Source organism: Nonomuraea sp. NPDC048916, assembly GCF_040649575.1.
Taxonomy (GTDB): Bacteria; Actinomycetota; Actinomycetes; order Streptosporangiales; family Streptosporangiaceae; genus Nonomuraea.
In genome coordinates, this window is record NZ_JBEZFS010000014.1 from 41,449 (window position 1) to 59,925 (window position 18,477).

At 71.6% G+C, this 18,477-nt stretch carries 19 protein-coding genes; 12 read left to right on the forward strand and 7 right to left on the reverse strand.

Going from position 1 to position 18,477, the window contains the following annotated elements:
* Window positions 1–75: 75 nt before the first annotated feature.
* Together AB0C16_RS17260 and AB0C16_RS17265 are read right to left on the reverse strand one after the other, a co-directional pair.
* Window positions 76–1,794 (reverse strand): hypothetical protein, encoded by a 1,719-nt coding sequence (locus tag AB0C16_RS17260; RefSeq protein ID WP_357683813.1) that lies wholly within the window; start codon window positions 1,792–1,794, stop codon window positions 76–78.
* 58 nt (window positions 1,795–1,852) lie between these two features.
* Window positions 1,853–2,569 (reverse strand): IclR family transcriptional regulator, encoded by a 717-nt coding sequence (locus AB0C16_RS17265; RefSeq protein ID WP_357683815.1) that lies wholly within the window; start codon window positions 2,567–2,569, stop codon window positions 1,853–1,855.
* 165 nt (window positions 2,570–2,734) lie between these two features.
* Between AB0C16_RS17265 and leuC the strand changes: the two genes are divergently transcribed.
* The 4 genes from leuC to AB0C16_RS17285 all read left to right on the forward strand — a co-directional run bounded on the left by leuC (window position 2,735) and on the right by AB0C16_RS17285 (window position 5,338).
* Window positions 2,735–4,120, forward strand: coding sequence for a 3-isopropylmalate dehydratase large subunit (leuC, locus tag AB0C16_RS17270; protein ID WP_357683818.1), 1,386 nt, complete (start codon window positions 2,735–2,737; stop codon window positions 4,118–4,120).
* 12 nt (window positions 4,121–4,132) lie between these two features.
* The gene (gene leuD / locus AB0C16_RS17275) at window positions 4,133–4,720 is read left to right on the forward strand and encodes a 3-isopropylmalate dehydratase small subunit (protein WP_357683821.1); all 588 of its coding nucleotides are present in this window, start codon (window positions 4,133–4,135) and stop codon (window positions 4,718–4,720) included.
* Window positions 4,699–4,938 (forward strand): hypothetical protein, encoded by a 240-nt coding sequence (locus tag AB0C16_RS17280; protein ID WP_357683823.1) that lies wholly within the window; start codon window positions 4,699–4,701, stop codon window positions 4,936–4,938. The genes leuD and AB0C16_RS17280 overlap by 22 nt, the downstream gene beginning before the upstream one ends.
* Before the next feature lie 100 nt (window positions 4,939–5,038).
* A complete protein-coding gene (locus tag AB0C16_RS17285; RefSeq protein WP_189123350.1) occupies window positions 5,039–5,338 on the forward strand; it encodes an HU family DNA-binding protein in 300 nt (99 codons plus the stop codon).
* Between the two features lie 56 nt (window positions 5,339–5,394).
* Here the strand turns inward: AB0C16_RS17285 and AB0C16_RS17290 are convergent, their stop codons facing one another.
* Window positions 5,395–5,598 carry a hypothetical protein gene (locus tag AB0C16_RS17290; protein ID WP_357683826.1) on the reverse strand — a complete coding sequence of 68 codons (204 nt, stop codon included), beginning with the start codon at window positions 5,596–5,598 and terminating at the stop codon, window positions 5,395–5,397.
* 64 nt (window positions 5,599–5,662) lie between these two features.
* Window positions 5,663–6,298, reverse strand: coding sequence for a 2-phospho-L-lactate guanylyltransferase (gene cofC, locus AB0C16_RS17295; protein ID WP_357683828.1), 636 nt, complete (start codon window positions 6,296–6,298; stop codon window positions 5,663–5,665).
* An 80-nt stretch (window positions 6,299–6,378) separates the two neighbouring features.
* Here cofC and AB0C16_RS17300 point away from each other — a divergent pair, with 80 nt between their 5' ends.
* The 3 genes from AB0C16_RS17300 (at window position 6,379) to AB0C16_RS17310 (ending at window position 9,272) form a co-directional block, all read left to right on the forward strand.
* Window positions 6,379–7,092: a lysophospholipid acyltransferase family protein gene (locus AB0C16_RS17300; RefSeq protein ID WP_357683831.1), complete on the forward strand. Its 714-nt coding sequence runs from the start codon at window positions 6,379–6,381 to the stop codon at window positions 7,090–7,092.
* Between the two features lie 4 nt (window positions 7,093–7,096).
* Entirely contained in the window at window positions 7,097–8,107 is a 1,011-nt protein-coding gene (locus AB0C16_RS17305) for an NAD(P)H-dependent glycerol-3-phosphate dehydrogenase (protein WP_357683833.1), read from the forward strand.
* A gap of 67 nt (window positions 8,108–8,174) precedes the next feature.
* Window positions 8,175–9,272 carry a D-alanine--D-alanine ligase family protein gene (locus AB0C16_RS17310; protein WP_357683836.1) on the forward strand — a complete coding sequence of 366 codons (1,098 nt, stop codon included), beginning with the start codon at window positions 8,175–8,177 and terminating at the stop codon, window positions 9,270–9,272.
* Here the strand turns inward: AB0C16_RS17310 and AB0C16_RS17315 are convergent.
* On the reverse strand, window positions 9,255–9,683 hold the full coding sequence (locus AB0C16_RS17315) for a DUF3515 family protein (protein WP_357683839.1): 429 nt from the start codon (window positions 9,681–9,683) through the stop codon (window positions 9,255–9,257). The two genes, AB0C16_RS17310 and AB0C16_RS17315, sit on opposite strands and share 18 nt — an antisense overlap.
* Before the next feature lie 23 nt (window positions 9,684–9,706).
* Window positions 9,707–9,940 (reverse strand): Lrp/AsnC ligand binding domain-containing protein, encoded by a 234-nt coding sequence (locus AB0C16_RS17320; RefSeq protein ID WP_357683841.1) that lies wholly within the window; start codon window positions 9,938–9,940, stop codon window positions 9,707–9,709.
* A gap of 47 nt (window positions 9,941–9,987) precedes the next feature.
* Between AB0C16_RS17320 and AB0C16_RS17325 the strand changes: the two genes are divergently transcribed.
* The 3 genes from AB0C16_RS17325 (at window position 9,988) to thiD (ending at window position 13,851) form a co-directional block, all read left to right on the forward strand.
* A complete protein-coding gene (locus tag AB0C16_RS17325) occupies window positions 9,988–11,079 on the forward strand; it encodes a thiamine-phosphate kinase (RefSeq protein WP_357683844.1) in 1,092 nt (363 codons plus the stop codon).
* Window positions 11,080–12,067: 988 nt separating this feature from the next.
* Entirely contained in the window at window positions 12,068–13,039 is a 972-nt protein-coding gene (locus AB0C16_RS17330) for a hypothetical protein (RefSeq protein ID WP_357683847.1), read from the forward strand.
* 8 nt (window positions 13,040–13,047) lie between these two features.
* Window positions 13,048–13,851, forward strand: a complete 804-nt coding sequence (gene thiD, locus AB0C16_RS17335) for a bifunctional hydroxymethylpyrimidine kinase/phosphomethylpyrimidine kinase (protein ID WP_357683849.1) — start codon at window positions 13,048–13,050, stop codon at window positions 13,849–13,851.
* Between the two features lie 64 nt (window positions 13,852–13,915).
* On the opposite strand, the gene rpmB is transcribed toward thiD, so the two are convergent.
* Window positions 13,916–14,101 (reverse strand): 50S ribosomal protein L28, encoded by a 186-nt coding sequence (rpmB, locus tag AB0C16_RS17340; protein ID WP_043618345.1) that lies wholly within the window; start codon window positions 14,099–14,101, stop codon window positions 13,916–13,918.
* 190 nt (window positions 14,102–14,291) lie between these two features.
* Here rpmB and AB0C16_RS17345 point away from each other — a divergent pair, with 190 nt between their 5' ends.
* A complete protein-coding gene (locus tag AB0C16_RS17345) occupies window positions 14,292–15,836 on the forward strand; it encodes a DAK2 domain-containing protein (RefSeq protein WP_357683852.1) in 1,545 nt (514 codons plus the stop codon).
* A gap of 274 nt (window positions 15,837–16,110) precedes the next feature.
* Window positions 16,111–18,285 (forward strand): ATP-dependent DNA helicase RecG, encoded by a 2,175-nt coding sequence (recG, locus tag AB0C16_RS17350; RefSeq protein WP_357683855.1) that lies wholly within the window; start codon window positions 16,111–16,113, stop codon window positions 18,283–18,285.
* The last annotated feature ends 192 nt before the right edge of the window (window positions 18,286–18,477 follow it).

An 18,477-nucleotide genomic window follows, 5' to 3' on the forward strand; every position in this document is an offset into this window, starting at 1 on the left:
GGGTCCCACGACCAGCGGCAGCGGCCCCGCGCCGCGGACCTCGTAGTGGATGCGCCCGCCCGGGACGCCGAGACGCTAGGAGGTGGCCGAGCGGGCCCGGAAGAGGGCCCGGCGAGCCGCCTTGGCGACCTGCTTGTCGGGATGGACCTGCGAGATCAGGTCGAGCAACTCCTCGACGTGGGCGTGCGGGATCTTCCAGATCACTTCGAGCAGGCTGTTGAGCAGCTCGGGCCCGATGTCGCGGACACTGCCGACGAACTCCGCCCGGCCCAGGCCCGCCGAGATGGTCCACATGTCGAGGATCAGCCAGTGGGTGTCGTCCTGCGTCGGCTCCGGCGCGTCCGGCACGTTCAGGTGGCTCAGGTGCGTCGCCGCGTAGGGCCGCAGGGACGGCTGCTTGAGCGCCTCCTGCCAGGCCGGGATGGCCGCCTCACCAAGGGCGCCCACCACGCTGGCGGCCTGCACCCGGATGAGCGCGTCGCTCTCGTCCTCGGCGGCCGCCTCCAGCAGCTCCTCGGCCGCCCGGCCGGGCTCACGCAGCCGCATCCAGGCGGCGAACTCGGCGTCGGCCTCCTCCTCGGGCAGCTCGGCGCTGAGCGCGAGCAGCTCGTGGGCGCTCATCGACTCGATCGCGGGCCGCGCGTCGACCTCGATGTCGGAGTCGTCGACCAGGTGGACGACGCCCTCGGTGCCGAGCGGCGTCAGGGTGACCGTGCCGTCGGCGACCGTGACCATGCCGTAGCCCGTCAGCCAGTCGACCGCCGGGGTCAGCGGGTCGTCCGCCGCCTCCCACGCGTCGGCGCCCAGCTCGTCGAGGTCGGCGGCCGCCTCGGCCAGCTCCCGGCGGAGCTCGTCGAGGTCGCGCGAGCCGCCGGCCAGCAGCAGCCTGACCAGCACGCCACGGGTGAGCCCCGCCAGCGCCATGGTCAGGTCGTCGTCGGCCAGCTCGGGGTCGCCGTAGTCGACCGAGTGGAGGCCGAGCATCCAGGCGTCGAGCACGTCCTCGTCGTCGTCGAACGGCCACTCGGAGGTGTCGTCCTGGACGGCCACCGTGTTGGCTTCGCCGGGCTCCAGGAACTCGAGGTCGACGGCGAGGTTCCAGATGTTCCACAGCTGGGGCACGGCCTCGGCGAGCGAGCCCTGGGCCTCGGGCCTGGGCAGCCCGACGACGCCCAGCGCCTCCTCGACCTCGGCGTCGGACAGCAGGGTGTCCTCGCCCACCCGGCGGCCGGAGCCGACCCACAGCGCCAGGTCGCGGGCCTTGGCGATCAGCGGCACCTCACGGGCCGCCGCGGCCAGCTCGGTGTCGGGCCGCAGCCTGATGGTGTCGAGCTCGGCCAGCTCGTCGGCGAACAGCTCGAAATCGCCGAGATCGCCGCCCTCTTCCTCCTCGTCACCGGTGTCCTCGGTGTCGTCGAGGAGCTCCTCCATCAGCTCGACGAACTGGTCCTCGACGTCGTCGAGCTCGGCTCGCAGGTCGTCGAGGGAGTCGGACCCCTTGGCCAGCCTGCCGGTCTGCGAGAGGAACGTCAGGTAGGCGTCGACGGCCGGGAGCATGCCGTCGGCGGCGGAGTCGGGGTCGTCCACCACCTTCGGCATCCGATCGAGCAGCAGGTTTCGCAGGTCGGCGCGCTTCCACGTGCCGGAATCCTGGGAGAAGGCGAGACGGTGCCACAGCACTGCCGGCCCCACGAGCTCGGGGTCGCTGTCGGGCGCGTTGGTGCTCGCCCACAAGATGAACTCTTCGAGCAGGGGTCGCAGCTCAGTGGCGGCTACCTCGATGCGATCTGTCACGCACTCAGGCTAGTGCGCCCGTGAGGCACTCGGCTCCCCAAATAGGCGCTTTTGCTGATCATGACGTACGTCGCATGGATTCGGTGACCCGTTCGGCGGCCGCCATCACCGCCACCGCGTGTAGTCGTCCCGGGGCTCTGGTGAGTCGTTCGATGGGGCCGGAGACCGACACGGCGGCGACCACCTTGCCGCCGCTTCCCCGGATGGGGGCGGAGACGCTGGCCACTCCCTGCTCGCGCTCTCCCACGCTGTGGGCCCAGCCGCGGCGCCGCACCGAGGCCAGCGTGGCCGCGGTGAACTTGGCGCCGCGCAGGCCGCGGTGCAGCCGGTCGGGCTCCTCCCAGGCCAGCAGGATCTGCGCCGCCGAACCCGCCGTCATGGGCAGCGCCGAGCCGACGGGCACCGTGTCACGCAGCCCGCTGGCCCGCTCGGCCGCCGCCACGCAGACCCGCTCGTCCCCCTGACGGCGGTACAGTTGCGCACTCTCGCCGGTCAGGTCGCGCAACTGCAGCAGCACGGGCGCGGCCACCGCGAGCAGCCGATCCTCGCCGGCCGCCGTGGACAACTCCGAAAGGCGCGGCCCGAGCACGAACCTGCCCTGTGTGTCACGAGTCACGATGCGGTGGTGCTCAAGGGCGACGGCGAGCCGATGGGCCGTGGGGCGGGCCAGACCGGTGGCCTGAACAAGCTGCGCGAGCGACGCCGGACCCGCTTCGAGAGCATTGAGCACCAGAACGGCCTTGTCGAGTACGCCGACTCCGCTAGAGTTGTCCATACACCGATACTGCCGTCTCGACATATGAGAAGGCAAGTTGGAGACTCTCCCGCGAGGGAGCGCCGATCTCCGCACCGAGGAGCGCGGGGAGCACTGCGACCAGGGCGAGATCGGGTCTCGGCGAGCAAGTCGCGATGCGGGGCATCGCATCAATAGGAGGAGATCATGGGCCGCACACTGGCGGAGAAGGTCTGGGAGCAGCACGTGGTGCGCCGTGCCGACGGCGAACCCGACCTGCTCTACATCGACCTGCACCTCGTTCACGAGGTGACCAGCCCGCAGGCGTTCGACGGGCTCCGGCTCGCCGGCCGGCCTGTGCGCCGCCCCGAGCTCACCATCGCCACCGAGGACCACAACGTCCCGACCGTGCTCGGCCCCATCTCCGACCCCGTGTCGAAGACCCAGGTCGAGACGCTGCGCAAGAACGCCGCCGAGTTCGGCGTCCGGCTCTACCCGATGGGTGACGCCGGGCAGGGCGTGGTGCACATCATCGGCCCGCAGTTCGGCCTGACCCAGCCGGGCATGACGATCGTCTGCGGCGACTCCCACACCTCCACCCACGGCGCGTTCGGCGGCATCGCGTTCGGCATCGGCACCTCCGAGGTCGAGCACGTGCTGGCCACGCAGACGCTGCCGGCCTACCGGCCGAAGACCATGGCCATCGAGGTCTTGGGCGAGCTGCCTCCCGGTGTCACGGCCAAGGACCTGATCCTGGCCATCATCGCCAAGATCGGCACCGGCGGCGGGCAGGGCTACATCATCGAATACCGCGGTGAGGCCGTGCGGAAGCTCTCCATGGAGGGCCGGATGACGGTCTGCAACATGTCGATCGAGGCCGGCGCGCGGGCGGGCATGATCGCGCCAGACGAGACCACGTTCGCCTACCTCAAGGGCCGCCAGCACGCGCCGAAGGGCGAGTCGTGGGACCAGGCCGTCGAATACTGGAAGTCGCTGCGGACCGACGACGACGCCGTGTTCGACAAGGTCGTCGAGATCGACGCCTCGACGCTGACGCCGTACGTCACCTGGGGCACCAACCCCGGCCAGGGTCTGCCGCTGGGCGAGGTCGTGCCCGACCCCGAGAGCTTCGCCGACCCGATCGCCAGGCAGTCGGCCGCGCGGGCGCTCGAGTACATGGGCCTGACCGCGGGCACGCCGCTGCGCGAGATCGAGGTCGACACGGTCTTCGTCGGCTCGTGCACCAACGGGCGCCTGGAGGACCTGCGCGCCGCCGCCGAGATCCTGCGCGGCCGCCAGGTGAAGACGCGCACGCTGATCGTGCCCGGATCGATGCTGGTCAAGCTGCAGGCCGAGGAGGAGGGGCTGGACGAGGTGTTCAAGGCGGCCGGCGCCGAGTGGCGGGAGGCCGGGTGCTCGATGTGCCTCGGCATGAACCCCGACACGCTCCAGCCGGGCGAGCGCAGCGCCTCCACCTCCAACCGCAACTTCGAGGGCCGCCAGGGCAAGGGTGGCCGCACCCACCTGGTGTCACCGCAGGTCGCCGCCGCGAGCGCGGTGACCGGCCGCCTGACCGCCCCCGCCGACCTCTAGGAGACCCTGATCATGGATGCCTTCACCACCCACACCGGCAAGGCGGTGCCGCTGCGCCGCGGCAACGTCGACACCGACCAGATCATCCCGGCCGTCTGGCTCAAGCAGGTGAGCAGGACCGGCTTCGAGAAGGGCCTGTTCGCCGCCTGGCGCGAGGACCCGACGTTCGTCCTGAACGACCCGTCCTACGAGGGCGCCTCGATCCTCGTCTCGGGCCCCGACTTCGGCACCGGCTCCTCCCGCGAGCACGCCGTCTGGGCCCTGCAGCAGTACGGCTTCCGCGTCGTGATCGCCGCCAGGTTCGGCGACATCTTCCGTAACAACTCCACCAAGATGGGGCTGCTGCCGGTCGTCCTGCCCGCCGAGAAGGTCGAGGCGCTGCAGACCGCCGTCGAGGCGGACCCCACGCTGCGGGTGACCGTGGACCTGGCCGAACGCCAGGTGCGCTGGGCCGGCGAGACCGTCGGATTCGAGATCGACGACTACACCCGCTGGCGGCTCATGGAGGGGCTCGACGACATCGGCCTGACCCTGCGTCACGCCGACGAGGTGACGGCATACGAGAATGGTCGGCAGCCATGGCTGCCGACGACCGTCTAGAAGACGACGAACTGGCGCGGCGGTTGCGCGAGGCGCACCGCCGCGTCCGCATGCTCCCCGCCGCCGAGAGGGAACGCCTGGGGCGCCGATATCTGGCGATCTGCGACCTCGCCAAACGTGACCGGGAAAGGGCCGCGACCAGGCTCGACGCCTTGCTCGACGCGCTTGACAGCGCCTCCGACACGCCACACGCACCCGAAAATCCGCTCGGTATTTGAGTTCCCCCGCGATCCCGCCTACTTTCGAGCGCGTAAGGGGTTTCTACGTCGAGCTTCGTGAGCTGGAACCCCGAGCCGTAACTGGGGGAGCAGAACAGACATGAACAAGCGAGAACTCGTTGACGCCATCGTAGATCGCGTGGGGGACAGAAGGACGGCCACCGAGGCCGTCAACGCGATCATCGATGCCGTCCAGAAGGCAGTCGCGAGCGGCGACAAGGTCTCGATCACCGGCTTCGGCGCGTTCGAGATGGTGCACAAGCCGGCTCGCACGGCCAGGAACCCGTCGACCGGAGCAGAGATCAAGGTCGACGAGAGCTGGGGGCCGAAGTTCCGTCCGGGCTCAGACTTCAAGGAGCTGGTGAACGTGGCCGGCAAGAAGGCCGCGAAGAAGAAGTAACGACGTCGCATCCGCCCGGCCCTCACTCCGAGGGCCGGGCTTCTTTCTGCCCCGGATCAGTCGGGCACGGGGAACGTCGACAGCGTGATGTAGGTGATCTCGCCGTCGGTCACCACCAGGCGGACCCGCTGCCCCGACCGCAGCAGCCGCAGGGGCCCCGCGTCGAAGGCCCGGGCGCCGAAGGGCAGCACAGTCCCGTCGTCGAGGAAGACCGAGCCCGAACGGGTCACCTCATCGAAGCCGCGCACCGTTGCCTGCACGCAGCCCAGCGTAAACGGTCGGCCCTCCGCGCGCATGCGGCGCGGGTCGCCCGGATCGGGTGGATCAGCTGGACGGCCACAGGTCGGCGACCACGGCCGCGGTGTGCCGTCCGAGGCCGAGCGCCATGGCCGCGCGCAGGTCGCCGGGGGTGTCCACGTCGCGCCTGACCGACTCGACGCCCTCCACGCACAACTCCTTCGCCCCGCCGGCCAGATGCTTGGCCCGTGACTCGCCGCCGAACCTGGGCGTGAACGGCAGCCCCGGCCGTACACCGTAGAAGGTGGTGCCGACGTCGAGTGCGTCGGGGACGAACGCCTGGTCGAACTCGGCGGCGGCGGCCAGGACGGCGGCCAGCTCCGCGGGCCGCAGGGCGGGCAGGTCCGCCTGCAGCGCGCCCACCGGGTCGCCGGGCGCGAGGCGTACGGCATGGGCGGCCCCCGTGCGAAGCGCGGTGTTGAGACCGTGGTCGGGGTCGGGCACCACGTCGGCGCCCAGCGCGGACAACGGGCCCGCCGCGGCGGGGTCGGCGGTCACCACGATGACCCGCGCGACCAGCGGGCACGACAGCGCCGCCGAAACGGTGTCACAGGCGACCGCGACGGCCAGCCGTGTCCGATGCGGGCCTGTCGCGGCGGCCAACCGGGTCTTCGCCGCGACCAGCGTCTTCACCGGGATCACCAGTGACCAGCGGTTGCTCATAGGGTTAAGCATCGCGCCTCGACATCCCCTGCGGACAACCGGGAGACTTGGGGCGCATATCGTACGGGTTGGAGGAAACCATGAGCCGCCGCCTGACGCGACCATCGCGTTTCTGGGAGACTCTGGCCGTCGTGATCGTCAAGCCACTGTCATGGCTCCTGGTCAAGCGTGACTGGCGGCACGGAGACCGCGTTCCCCGCACCGGCGGCGTGATCATCGCAGCCAACCACCTCTCGTGGACCGATCCGGTCCTGTTGTCGCACTTCCTCTACAACAACGGTCGCTGGCCGGTGATCCTGGCCAAGGTCGCGCTGTTCAAGGTGCCGTTGCTGGGCCACGCGGTGCGCTCGCTGTGCGTCATCCCCGTCGAGCGGGGCAGCAGTGAGGCGGCCAGGTCGCTGCACACGGCGGCGCAGCGGCTGCGAGAGGGGTGCGCGATCTTCTTCTATCCCGAGGGCACCTGCACCCGTGACCCCCGGCTGTGGCCGATGGTCGGCAAGACGGGCGTCGCGCGGCTCGCGCTGGAGAGCGGGGCCCCGGTGATCCCGGTGGCCCACTGGGGGGCGCAGGAGTTGCTGCCCTACGGTGCGAAACGGCCGAGGCTGTTCCCGCGCAAGACGTTCCACGTGTCGGTGGGGCCGCCGGTCGACCTGTCCCGATACGCCGGCGAGCCGCCGCACGCCGAAGTCCTGCGCGCGGCGACCGCCGACATCATGGCGGCGATCACCGAGCAGCTCGCGGAGCTGCGCGGGGAGAAGGCGCCCGAGACTCCCTACGACCCGGCGGGACGGTGAGCACATGACGAAGGTCGCGGTGTTCGGCACAGGCTCGTGGGGCACCACGTTCGCCATGATCCTGGCCGAGGTGGGCAACCGGACCATCCTGTGGGGGCGCAGGCCGGAGCTGGTCGAGAGCATCCAGCGGGCCCACACCAACCTCGACTATCTGCCGGGTGTGGCGTTGCCCACATCGCTGGAGGCCACGACCGATCCGGCCGAGGCGCTCGACGGGGCCGACTTCGTCGTGCTCGCCGTGCCCTCGCAGTCGTTGCGGGTCAACCTGGCCGCCTGGCGCGAGCACATCCCCCGCGACGCGGTCCTGGTCAGCCTGATGAAGGGCATCGAGCTCGGCACGACCAAGCGGATGAGCGAGGTCATCCGCGAGGTGGCGGGGGTGCCGGAGGAGCGCGTCGCGGTCGTCTCCGGCCCCAACCTGGCCAAGGAGATCGCCCAGCGGCAGCCCGCCGCGTCCGTCGTGGCCTGCGTCGACGAGGGTGTGGCCGCTCGGCTGCAGAAGGCCTGCCACCTGCCGCCGTGGTTCCGGCCCTACACCAATCCCGACGTGGTGGGCGTGGAGCTCGGCGGCGCCGTGAAGAACGTCATCGCGCTGGCCGTGGGCGTGTCCGCCGGGATGGGCATGGGCGACAACGTGGGCGCGATGCTCATGACCAGGGGCCTGGCCGAGATCTCCCGCCTGGGCGCGGCGCTCGGGGCCGACCCACACACGTTCGCCGGGCTCGCCGGGATGGGCGACCTGGTGGCCACCTGCGTCTCGCCACTGTCGCGCAACCGCACGTTCGGCGAGCGGCTCGGCCGCGGCATGACGCTGCAGGAGGTGATCGCGAGCACCAAGCAGACCGCCGAGGGCGTCAAGTCCTGCGAGTCCGTGCTGGCGCTGGCCCGGAAGCACGACGTCGAGATGCCGATCACCGAGGTCGTCGTCGGAGTGGTGCACGACGGCATGTCGCCGAGTGAGGCGGGCATGCTGCTCATGTCCCGTTCGCCCAAGCCAGAGCGTTACGGGGTCTGACCATCGCCGCCACCACCCGCGCGGGTTGACTCGCTGTAGTGAGGACACGCCGGTAGATTCGGACGTCATGAGCAAGCCACGCGTCGCCGTCGTTTTCGGAGGTCGCAATTCCGAGCATGCCGTGTCCATCATGGGCGCGGGCAGCGTGCTGGAAGCGATCGACAGGACCAAGTACGAAGTGATCCCCATCGGGATCGCCCAGGACGGCAGGTGGGTGCTCGCCGCGACCGGCCAGCGGTTCGCGATCGAGGAGGGGGAGCTGCCCGCCGTCGACACCTCGGGCGCGGCCCTGGCGCTGCCGTCCTCCGGCGCGGGCTCGCTGATGGCCTACGACCCGGGCAGCATCCCGGTGGAGCTGGGCTCGGTCGACGTGGTCTTCCCGGTGATGCACGGGCCGTTCGCCGAGGACGGCACCATCCAGGGCCTGCTGGAGATGGCCGGCGTGCGCTACGTGGGCTCCGGCGTGCTGGCCAGCGCGGTCGGCATGGACAAGGCCCACATGAAGACGGTGATGGCCGCGGCCGGGCTGCCCATCGGGCGCTACGTGGTGGTGCGCGAGCGTGACTGGCGGCTCGATCGCGACCGGGTGCTCAAGGAGGCCGAGGAGCTCGGCTGGCCGGTGTTCGTCAAGCCGGCCAGGGCCGGCTCGTCGCAGGGCATCTCCAAGGCCCACGACAGGGCCTCTCTGGAGGCGGCCGTCGAGTTCGCCCGGCAGCACGATCCCAAGGTGCTCATCGAGGCGGCGGTGGTGGGGCGCGAGATCGAGTGCGCGGTGCTCGAGTCGCTCGGCGACGAGCCGCCCGGCGCGTCACTGCCCGGCGAGGTCAAGGTCGAGGGGGGCCAGGAGTTCTTCGACTTCGAGGCCAAGTACTACCCCGACCAGATGTCGCTGACCGTTCCCGCCGACATCCCCGAGGAGACGGCCGAGCAGGTGCGGGCGATGGCCGTGCGCGCGTTCGAGGCGCTCGAGTGCGAGGGGCTGTCGCGGGTCGACTTCTTCTACACGGCCGAGGGCGAGCTGATCTTCAACGAGATCAACACGATGCCCGGCTTCACCTCGCTGTCGGTGGCGCCGCAGCTCTGGGCCGCCTCGGGCCTGTCCTATCCGGAGCTGGTGGACCGGCTGATCCAGCTCGCGCTGCACCGCTCAGCGGGGCTGCGCTGACACCTCGGCGATCGGGCCCGACAGGTCGGCGAGCACGCTCGCCGCGACGTGCGTGCCCGCGACCGTGACCTCAACGTAGGCGGGGTCGGCGACGGCGGTGAAGAGCGTCGGCCGCTCCGGGTCGGCGAACCAGCCCACCCCGTTGATCTCCTGCAACTGATCGGTGGGGGCCATCCTGGCCGGCCGCGGCACCCCGCAGCGCACCGCGATCTCCCCCTCGCCCCAGACGGTGACGTAGGGGGACTCGGGGGTGGACGTGCCACGCTCCACGCCGTCGAGCCGCTGGGGCAACAGACCGTGCAGCCGCACGCACGCGGCCGCGGCCTCACCCTGCGGGGCAGGCGGCTCGACGTGTACGGCACCGCATCCGGCGAGCGCGAGCAGGACCAGCAGGACGGGAGCGGTGCGCATGAGAGATGTTTACCTTGGATACCTTAGATGTGGACAATCGGGCACGTAAGGGTACGTGTGATCCCATCCACGGCCTGGATCTGGGCCACGACCAGTTTGCCGAGCTCGTCGACGTTGCGCGCCTCCGCGCGCACGATCACGTCGTACGGGCCCGTCACGTCTTCGGCCTGAGTGACCCCGGGAATCCCGGAGATCTCGCGGGCCACGCTTGCGGCCTTACCGACCTCGGTCTGAATAAGGATGTAGGCCTGCACCATTACGTCCTCCCGGGCGATTCGATCACGCCGAAGGGCCACCGTACCCTGTGTGCGTCAGGAGGTGCGTCATCACAGTCGGAGATCTCGGCGAATTCGGAGCGGTAACTCGTATTTCAGGACGTCTGCCCCAAGGAGAGACAGTGCTCCTCGGTCCAGGCGACGACGCTGCGATGGTCAGCGCGCCAGACGGGCGCGTCGTGGTGTCAACGGACCTCCTAGTCGAGGGTAGGCACTTTCGCCGCGATTGGTCCAGCGGCTACGACGTCGGCCGGAAGGCGGCGGCCCAGAACCTCGCCGACGTGGCCGCCATGGGCGCGGTCCCCACGGCCATCGTGGTCGGGCTCGGGATACCCGCCGATCTGCCGGTCGGCTGGCTCGACGCGCTGACCGACGGGTTCCGCGACGAGTGCGCCGTCGTCGGCGCGAGCGTGGCCGGGGGCGACATCGCCCGGAGCGACCTGGTGGTGCTCGGCGTGACCGCGCTGGGCGACCTGGGCGGGCGGGCCCCGGTGACCAGGTCGGGGGCACGTCCGGGCCAGGTCGTGGCCGTCGCCGGGCGACTCGGCCACGCCGCAGCCGGCCTCGCCCTGCTGGAGGCGGGCCGGGAGGGCGATCGCGCACGGGAGGCGGGCCGGGCTCCGTCCGGGAACCGGCTGCCCGGGGAGGCGGGCCGGTCGGACGCTCCGCCTGGGGACGGGTTGCCCGGCGAGGAGGACCTGGAGGGCGATTCGGGTGTGGAGCGGGCGCTCCGGGAGGCCGTGGCCGCGCATCGGCGGCCGTGCCCGCCCTACGCGTGCGGCCCGGAGGCGGCGAGGCTCGGGGCGAGCGCGATGCTGGACGTGAGCGACGGGCTGCTACAGGACCTGGGGCACGTCGCGGCGGCCAGCGGGGTGCGCGTGGAGCTGGACTCCGCCGCGTTCGCCGTGGGGGCCCCGGTCAGGGCCGCGGCCGCCGCGCTCGGGATCGATCCGCTCGACTGGGTGCTCACCGGTGGTGACGACCACGCGCTCGCGGCGGTCTTCCCCGCAGAGGTACGTCTGGGGCCGTCGTGGCAGATCGTGGGCCGTGTCGTCGCAGGCCGGGGCGTGGCCGTCGACGGGCGTGAGACGGGAGACGGCGGCTGGGATCACTTTAGGTGATGACTTGTCCTGATATGTGGAAAATCTCCGGGTGTGACGGGGAACTCCCGTGATTGCTGTGACAAAGGCGTAGTAAAGGTGTTATGAAGATTGGCGGCCACTGTACCCAGCAGAAAGGGCAACCATGGGCCGCCACGGCACAGGTGGATCCGAAGACGCGGACGAATGGGGTGACGGCAGGTCCGACGACTCACAGGAGGACCTGAGGTTCACCGACCATGCCGCGAAGTGGGCTACCGCGCCGGACCCGACCGCCACGAGTTCCTTCTGGGACTCGGACGAGCGGCAGGCCGAGCCCCCCGGCTGGCCGTCGCTGCCCGACCAGGTCGAGGTGACGGGCCAGTGGGCGCCGATGCCCAGACGCGAGCCCGGCCAGGAGCTGAATCCGCCGCCGCCGTCCTCCCCGTTCGAGACGACCGGAGCCTTCGCGCCGCCTCCCCCGCGCCTCCCGGGAGGGTCCGTCCCGCCGCCGGACCAGCCTTTCGAGACCACCGGCGCCTTCACCCGGCCCGCGCACTGGGACACCCCGGGGGAGAGCACACAGACCTTCTCGGTCGCCGACGAGTTCGGCCCCCAGGCCGCCGGTCCCCGAGGGACGCCGGAGCCCCATGGGGCTCCTCCGGGATCCACGGACCCGCGCGCGTCCGGTGGTCGCGGTGCACCGGATCCGTTCGGAGCGCCCGATTCGCACGCCAACGGCCCCCCTAGCGATCCGTTCGGGACTCCTCCGGGAGCTCCCGATCCGCGTATGTCTGGTGGTCGCGGTGCACCGGATCCGTTCGGAGCGCCCGCCGGGGCCTCGGACCCGCGTGCGCACGGTCCCTCCAGTGACCCGTTCGGGGCGTCCGATCCGCGTGCCTACGGTCCTCCCAGTGACCCGTTCGGGGCTCCTCCTGGGGCATCGGACGGGTACGGGGGAGATGCCACGCAGGCGTTCGGCCAGGAGCCGGACAGCACTCAGGCGCTCCGGCCGCCCGAGCCCGGCGACGTGAAGGTGTTCGGCAGCCCGACCGTGGCCGACGCGCCCGCCCCGGCCTGGGCGGACGGTGCCGACGGCTTCCTGGGCTCCGGCTGGTCGGCGGACGGGCCGGACGAGCCTCGCCGCCGTCGTGGCCGCCGCAAACCGCCGCCTCCGGATGACGACCCGCTGGACGAGGCGCCCACGGGCGGCAGGGGCCGCGTGGCCCTGCTCTCCGTGGTCGCCGTGGCCATCGTGCTCGGCGGCACCGTCGCCGGCGTCAAGCTGATGAGCGGCCCCGGCGGCGCCGAATGCCCCGGCGACACCTGCACCGCCGTACAGGCCTCCAGCCAGCCAGCGCCTGAGGTGTCCGAGCCGGTCGAGGAGGAGGAGTCCCCGGTCGACGAGCCGACCGAGGAGGAGCAGTCCGACGCGGCCGACACCCCGACACCGCAGAACACGACGAGCGCGCGGACGCCGCGCCGTACCTCCTCACCCGAGCCGACGCCCACCAGGACGAAGGAGAAGACGTCGGCGAGGCAGACCGACGAGCCGCTTCCGACGAGCTTCGAGGAGAGCGCTTCGGAGACGCCGACGGAGGAGCCGATAACGATCAACGATCCCGGCGGCAGGCCGACCGACGCCACGCCCGCCGACCCCGAGCCGACCGCGTCGGCCACGACTCAGTCGGCGCTCAGCGGCGGCTCGGTGAACGTCAACTTCAACGTCGTCAGGCAGGGTGTGGCCAACTACACCGCGCATCTGGACGTGGTCAACGCCTCCCCGCAGGCGATGAAGTCGCTCACGCTCTCGCTGCCCGTCGTGGGCCGGGTCACGAGCATGACGGGCGGGGAGTGGACGCAGGACGGCAACCTGCTGATCATCGACCTGTCCGGCGCGCTCGCGAAGGGCGGGTCCGCCGAAGTGAAGTTCTCCGCCACCGGCCGGGCCGCGCAGCCGCGCAACTGCGGGCTGGTCGGCGGGGAGTGCTCCGTCAACTGAATGGTTGGATGGGGGATATGACCGTTACGACCCCTCCACGTGTGCTGACCATCGCCGGATCCGACTCCGGAGGCGGGGCGGGCATCCAGGCCGATCTCAAGACCATGCTGGCCCTGGGCGTTCACGGGATGAGCGTCGTCGCCGCGGTGACGGCGCAGAACTCACTGGGCGTCCAGGGCTACTGGGAGCTGCCGGCCGAGGCCGTGCGCGCGCAGCTCGACTCCGTGCTCGGCGACATCGGCGCGCAGGCTATCAAGACGGGCATGCTGGCCTCGCCCGAGCTGGTCGAGACCGTGGCCGTGGCGCTCGGCTCGTACGCCGCCCCGGTGGTGGTCGATCCCGTCGGGGTGTCGAAGCACGGGGACACGCTGCTCGTGCCCGAGGCCGTCGAGACGCTGCGGACGCAGCTGCTGCCGGTCGCCACGGTCGTCACCCCCAACCTGTGGGAGGTCGAGCAGCTCACCTCGGTCAAGGTGGAGGACGAGCGTGACCTGCGCCGCGCCGCCGACGCGGTGCTGGCGCTGGGACCCGCCTGGGCCCTGATCAAGGGCGGCCACTTGCCGGACGAGCCGGTCGACCTGCTGACCGACGGCACGAGCGAATACCGCTTCCGCGCCGAACGCCTGGACAACCGCCACACCCACGGCACGGGCTGCACGCTCGCCTCGGCCGTCGCCTCCTACCTCGCGCTGGGCGAGGACGTCCCCGCCGCGGTCGAGAAGGCCAAGGAATACGTCACGGGCGCCATCGCCCTGGGCTTCCCGCTGGGCGCCGGCATCGGGCCCGTGGACCACGCCTGGCGGTGGCGCTGAGGACCTCCGGGCATGACGAGAGCCCGCCGCTCGATGAGCCGGCGGGCTCTCGTGGAAGTCGGAACTAGCGGGTGACCTTGCCCGCCTTGATGCACGAGGTGCAGACGTTCAGCTTCTTCGGCGTGCCGCCCACGACCGCGCGGACCGTCTGGATGTTGGGGTTCCAGCGACGGCGGGTGCGGCGGTGAGAGTGGGACACGTTGTTGCCGAAGGTCGGACCCTTGCGGCAGACATCGCAGACGGAAGCCACGGTATCGCTCCTTAAAACAGTCGATGTAGCCCGGTCCGCTGATGTTCGTCGGAGCGGAGGGCATGCCGGGACAACCGGCCAGCCAGACGAGGATATCCGATCCGCACCCTTCGGTGCGAACCCGAGCAGCTGACCCGGCGATATCCTCCTCGTTCAACGTAGCGCACTCGGGGAGGGCGGAGCGTCGCACATGGAGGTCCTCGACCCACCTCGCGTACGCCGATGGGCACGCCTGGCGGCCGAAGCGCTGGGCAAGGCGCGGGCGGAGATCGACGCGCTCAACGTGTTCCCCGTCGCCGACGGCGACACCGGCACCAATCTGCACCTGACCATGCTGTCCGCGGCCGAGGCGGTCGAGGCGCTGCCCGACGACGTGGACGTCGCGGTGGTGTGGCAGACGCTCGCCTACGGCGCGCTCGTCGGCGCGAGGGGCAACTCGGGCGTCATCGTCAGCCAGGCGCTGCGGGGCCTCGCCGAGGTGCTGAAGGACGAGACCGACCTGCGGGCCGGGCTGGGCCGGGCCGCCTTCCTGGCCAGGGAGGCGGTGGCGCGGCCGGTCGAGGGCACGGTGCTGAGCGTGCTGAGCGCGGTGGCGCGAGCCGTCGAGGATGAGAGAGGCGGCCTGGGCGAGGTCGCGCGGCGGGCGGCGGGGGCGGCCCGGGCGGCGTTGCGTCGCACCCCGGAGCAGCTCGACGTGCTGGCCCGCAGCGGCGTCGTGGACGCGGGCGGGGCCGGGCTGGCGATCATCCTCGACTCTCTGGTCGCGGTCGTCACCGACTCCTACAGCGAGCGCTACGACGTGCCCGCGCCGACGTCGCGGGTCTCGCCAATGACCGAGGTGGGCGCGGGCTACGAGGTGATGTACCTGCTCGACGCCGACGACTCCGCGGTGGCCGGGCTGCGCGCGGAGCTCGACGCGATGGGCGACTCGCTGGTCGTGGTCGGCGGCGAGGGGCTGTGGAACGTGCACGTCCACGTGGACGAGGCCGGCCCCGCCGTCGAGGCCGGGATGCGGGCGGGACGACCGCACCGGATCAGGATCACCTACCTGGCCGAGCGGACCCATCGCGGCGACGCGGGCAGGGGAGTGGTGGCCGTCGCCGCGGGCGACGGGATCGCGGCGCTGTTCGAGCAGTGCGGCGCGGTGGTGGTGCGCCGGGAGCCCGGCACACGGCCCGCCCTGCCCGAGATGCTGGCCGCGATCAGGCAGGCGGGCAGCGAGGTGACCGTGCTGCCCAACGACGAGGGCGCCCGGTCGGTGGCGGCCGCGGCGGCGCAGATCGCCCGCGAGGACGGCGTGGTGGTCAGCGTGCTGCCGACCAGGGCGACCGTGCAGGGGCTGGCGGCGCTGGCCGTACACGATCCGTTACGCCGATTCGACGACGACGTGGTCGCGATGACCGACGCGGCCGGGCACACCCGCCACGGGCACCTCGCGATCGCCGACAGGGAGGCGGTCACCAGCGCGGGCGTGTGCCACCCCGGCGACGTGCTGGGGCTGATCGACGGCGACGTCTCCGTGATCGGCCGCACACTCGACGACGTGGCCGCGCTGGTCGTGGGCAGGATGGTGGCGGGCGGCGGCGAGCTCGTGACGCTGGTCACGGGCGCGGACGCCCCCGAAGGGCTGGCCGACCGGCTGGCCGGTCACCTGCGGAGCTCCAGGCCCGACCTCGACCTGGTGGTCTACGACGGCGAGCAGGGCGGCTACCCGCTGCTCATCGGCGTCGAATGATCCGGACGGCATCGGGATTCATCCGGATGTCATCCGGACGACGGGACTCGCCAGGGAGCGTGGGCGGTCCGTTCTGTCGGTCGGAGACGGTAGAACATAGAGCTTTGACGACCACCACCCGCCCGGCAGCCGAAGGCGGGGTGTTCCACCGGCAGCTACCTCACGAGGAGGAGGTCGCGTTGAGGTTCGCGGAGACTCGGGAGATCACCGTGTCCGGCCCTGCCGCGCGTTCCCCTCGCCCTGACGGACGAGGTCTCCACGCCGCGGGTGCCCGGTGAGCCGTTTCGACGAGCCCCTGACGAAGGCGCTCGACCCGAAGACCGCCAAGCTGCTGCGCGGCGTGCTCGGCCTGGAGACGGTCGGCGACCTGCTGCGCCATTACCCCCGCCGCTACGCCGAGCGCGGCGAGCTCACCTCGCTCGACGCGCTCGAGGTCGACGAGCACGTCACCGTGGTGGGCGAGGTCACCAGGCTCATGCGCAAGCCCATGCGCAACCGGGGCGGCACCTGGCTCGAGGTCGAGGTCGTCGACGGCACGGGCAAGAAGATCTACCTGTCGTTCTTCGGCAAGGGCTCCCACGTGGCCGAGTCGCGGCTCAAGCCGGGGCGGCGCGGCATGTTCGCCGGCAAGGTGGGCCTGTTCGGGTCGCGCACCAGCCCGCGCTGGCAGCTGTCGCATCCGGAGTTCGAGCTGTTCGAGGAGACCGAGGCCAGTGCCGCCGAGTTCTCCGCCGCGCCGGTGCCGATCTACCCGGCGGGCAAGGACCTGACGCCGTGGGTGATCAGGCGAGCGGTCGGGGTGGTGCTCGACACGCTGGGGCCGCTGAGCGACTCGCTGCCCGAGGAGCTGCGCGCCCGCCACGGGCTGCAGGATCTGGGCGAGGCGCTGGTGGCCATCCACCGGCCGAAGGATTTCGGCGAGGTGCGGCGGGCCCGCGAGCGGCTCAAGTTCGACGAGGCCTTCGTCCTGCAGGCCGTGCTGCTCCAGCGCAGGCAGGCCGCGACCGCCTGGCCGGCCAGGCCGCGCCCGCGCCGCGACGACGGGATTTTGGCCGACTTCGACGCCCGGCTGCCGTTCGCGCTCACCGAGGGGCAGGCGCTCGTGGGCGAGGAGATCGCCGCCGACCTCGCGCGGGAGCATCCGATGCACCGGCTGCTGCAGGGCGAGGTCGGCGCGGGCAAGACGGTGGTGGCGCTGCGCGCCATGCTGCAGGTGGTCGACGCGGGCGGCCAGGCCGTCCTGCTGGCCCCCACCGAGGTGCTCGCCCAGCAGCATCACCGCTCGATCAGGGCCATGCTGGGCGACCTGGCGCAGGGCGGCATGTTCGGCGGCACGGCGGTCACGCTGCTCACCGGCTCCATGAGCGCCGCCGCCCGCCGCTCGGCCCTGCTCGACGCCGCCTCGGGCACGGCCGGCATCGTCGTGGGCACCCACGCGCTGCTGCAGGAGCACGTCCAGTTCGCCGACCTGGGCCTGGTCGTGGTCGACGAGCAACACCGGTTCGGTGTGGAGCAGCGCGACGCCCTGCGCGAGAAGGCCGGCGGCGGGCGTCCGCACGTGCTGGTCATGACCGCCACCCCGATCCCGCGCACGGTCGCCATGACCGTCTTCGGCGACCTGGAGGTCTCGACCCTGTCGCAGCTTCCCTCCGGCCGCGCCCCGATCACCACGCACGTGGTGCCCGCCGCCGACAAGCCCCACTTCCTGGAGCGCACCTGGGAACGGGTGCGCGAGGAGGTGGCGCTGGGCCGGCAGGCCTACATCGTCTGTCCCCGCATCGGCGATCTGGAGGGCGACGAGGGCGACCTCGCGCCGCCCGCCGACGACGAGCGCCGCCCGCCGCTGGCCGTCCTGGACGTCGCCGAGCTGCTGTCCGAAGGCCCCTTCCACGACCTGCGGCTGGGCGTCCTGCACGGCAAGCTCCCGCCGGAGGAGAAGGACGCGGTCATGCGCGCGTTCACCCGGGGCGAGCTCGACGTGCTGGTCGCGACCACGGTCATCGAGGTGGGAGTCGACGTGCGCAACGCCTCCGTCATGATCATCATGGATGCCGACCGGTTCGGCGTCTCCCAGCTCCACCAGCTCCGCGGCCGTGTCGGCCGGGGCGGCCTGCCGGGGCTCTGCCTGCTGGTCTCCGACTTCCCCGAGGGCACCCCCGCCCGGGCCCGCCTCGACGCCGTGGCCTCCACCTTGGACGGTTTCGAGCTGTCGCGGGTCGATCTCGAGCAACGCCGTGAGGGCGACGTCCTGGGCGCGGCCCAGTCGGGCAAGCGGTCGTCGCTCAAGTTGCTCCAGCTCCTGCGCGACGAGGACGTGATCGAGACGGCCCGCGAGGAGGCCGCGGCTCTCCTGGCCGAGGATCCCTCCCTGACGGCCCACGACGGCCTCCGAGCCGAGATCGACCGCCTCCTGGCAGACGAACGCGCCGAATACCTGGAAAAGACCTGATCCGACCGCTGGTGCGGGGTTCTCACCGGAGGATCACCGCTCCTGCCCAAGGGCTACGGCGAGAAGTCGCCGGAGCATCACGGCGGGTTCCAGCCAGAGGCCATGAGGAACTCTCGCCAGGAGACGTACGGCGAGTCGATCGGATACCGGAAGATCGCGGCTGCTCGCCGGCGGATCACGAACCCAGCCGCG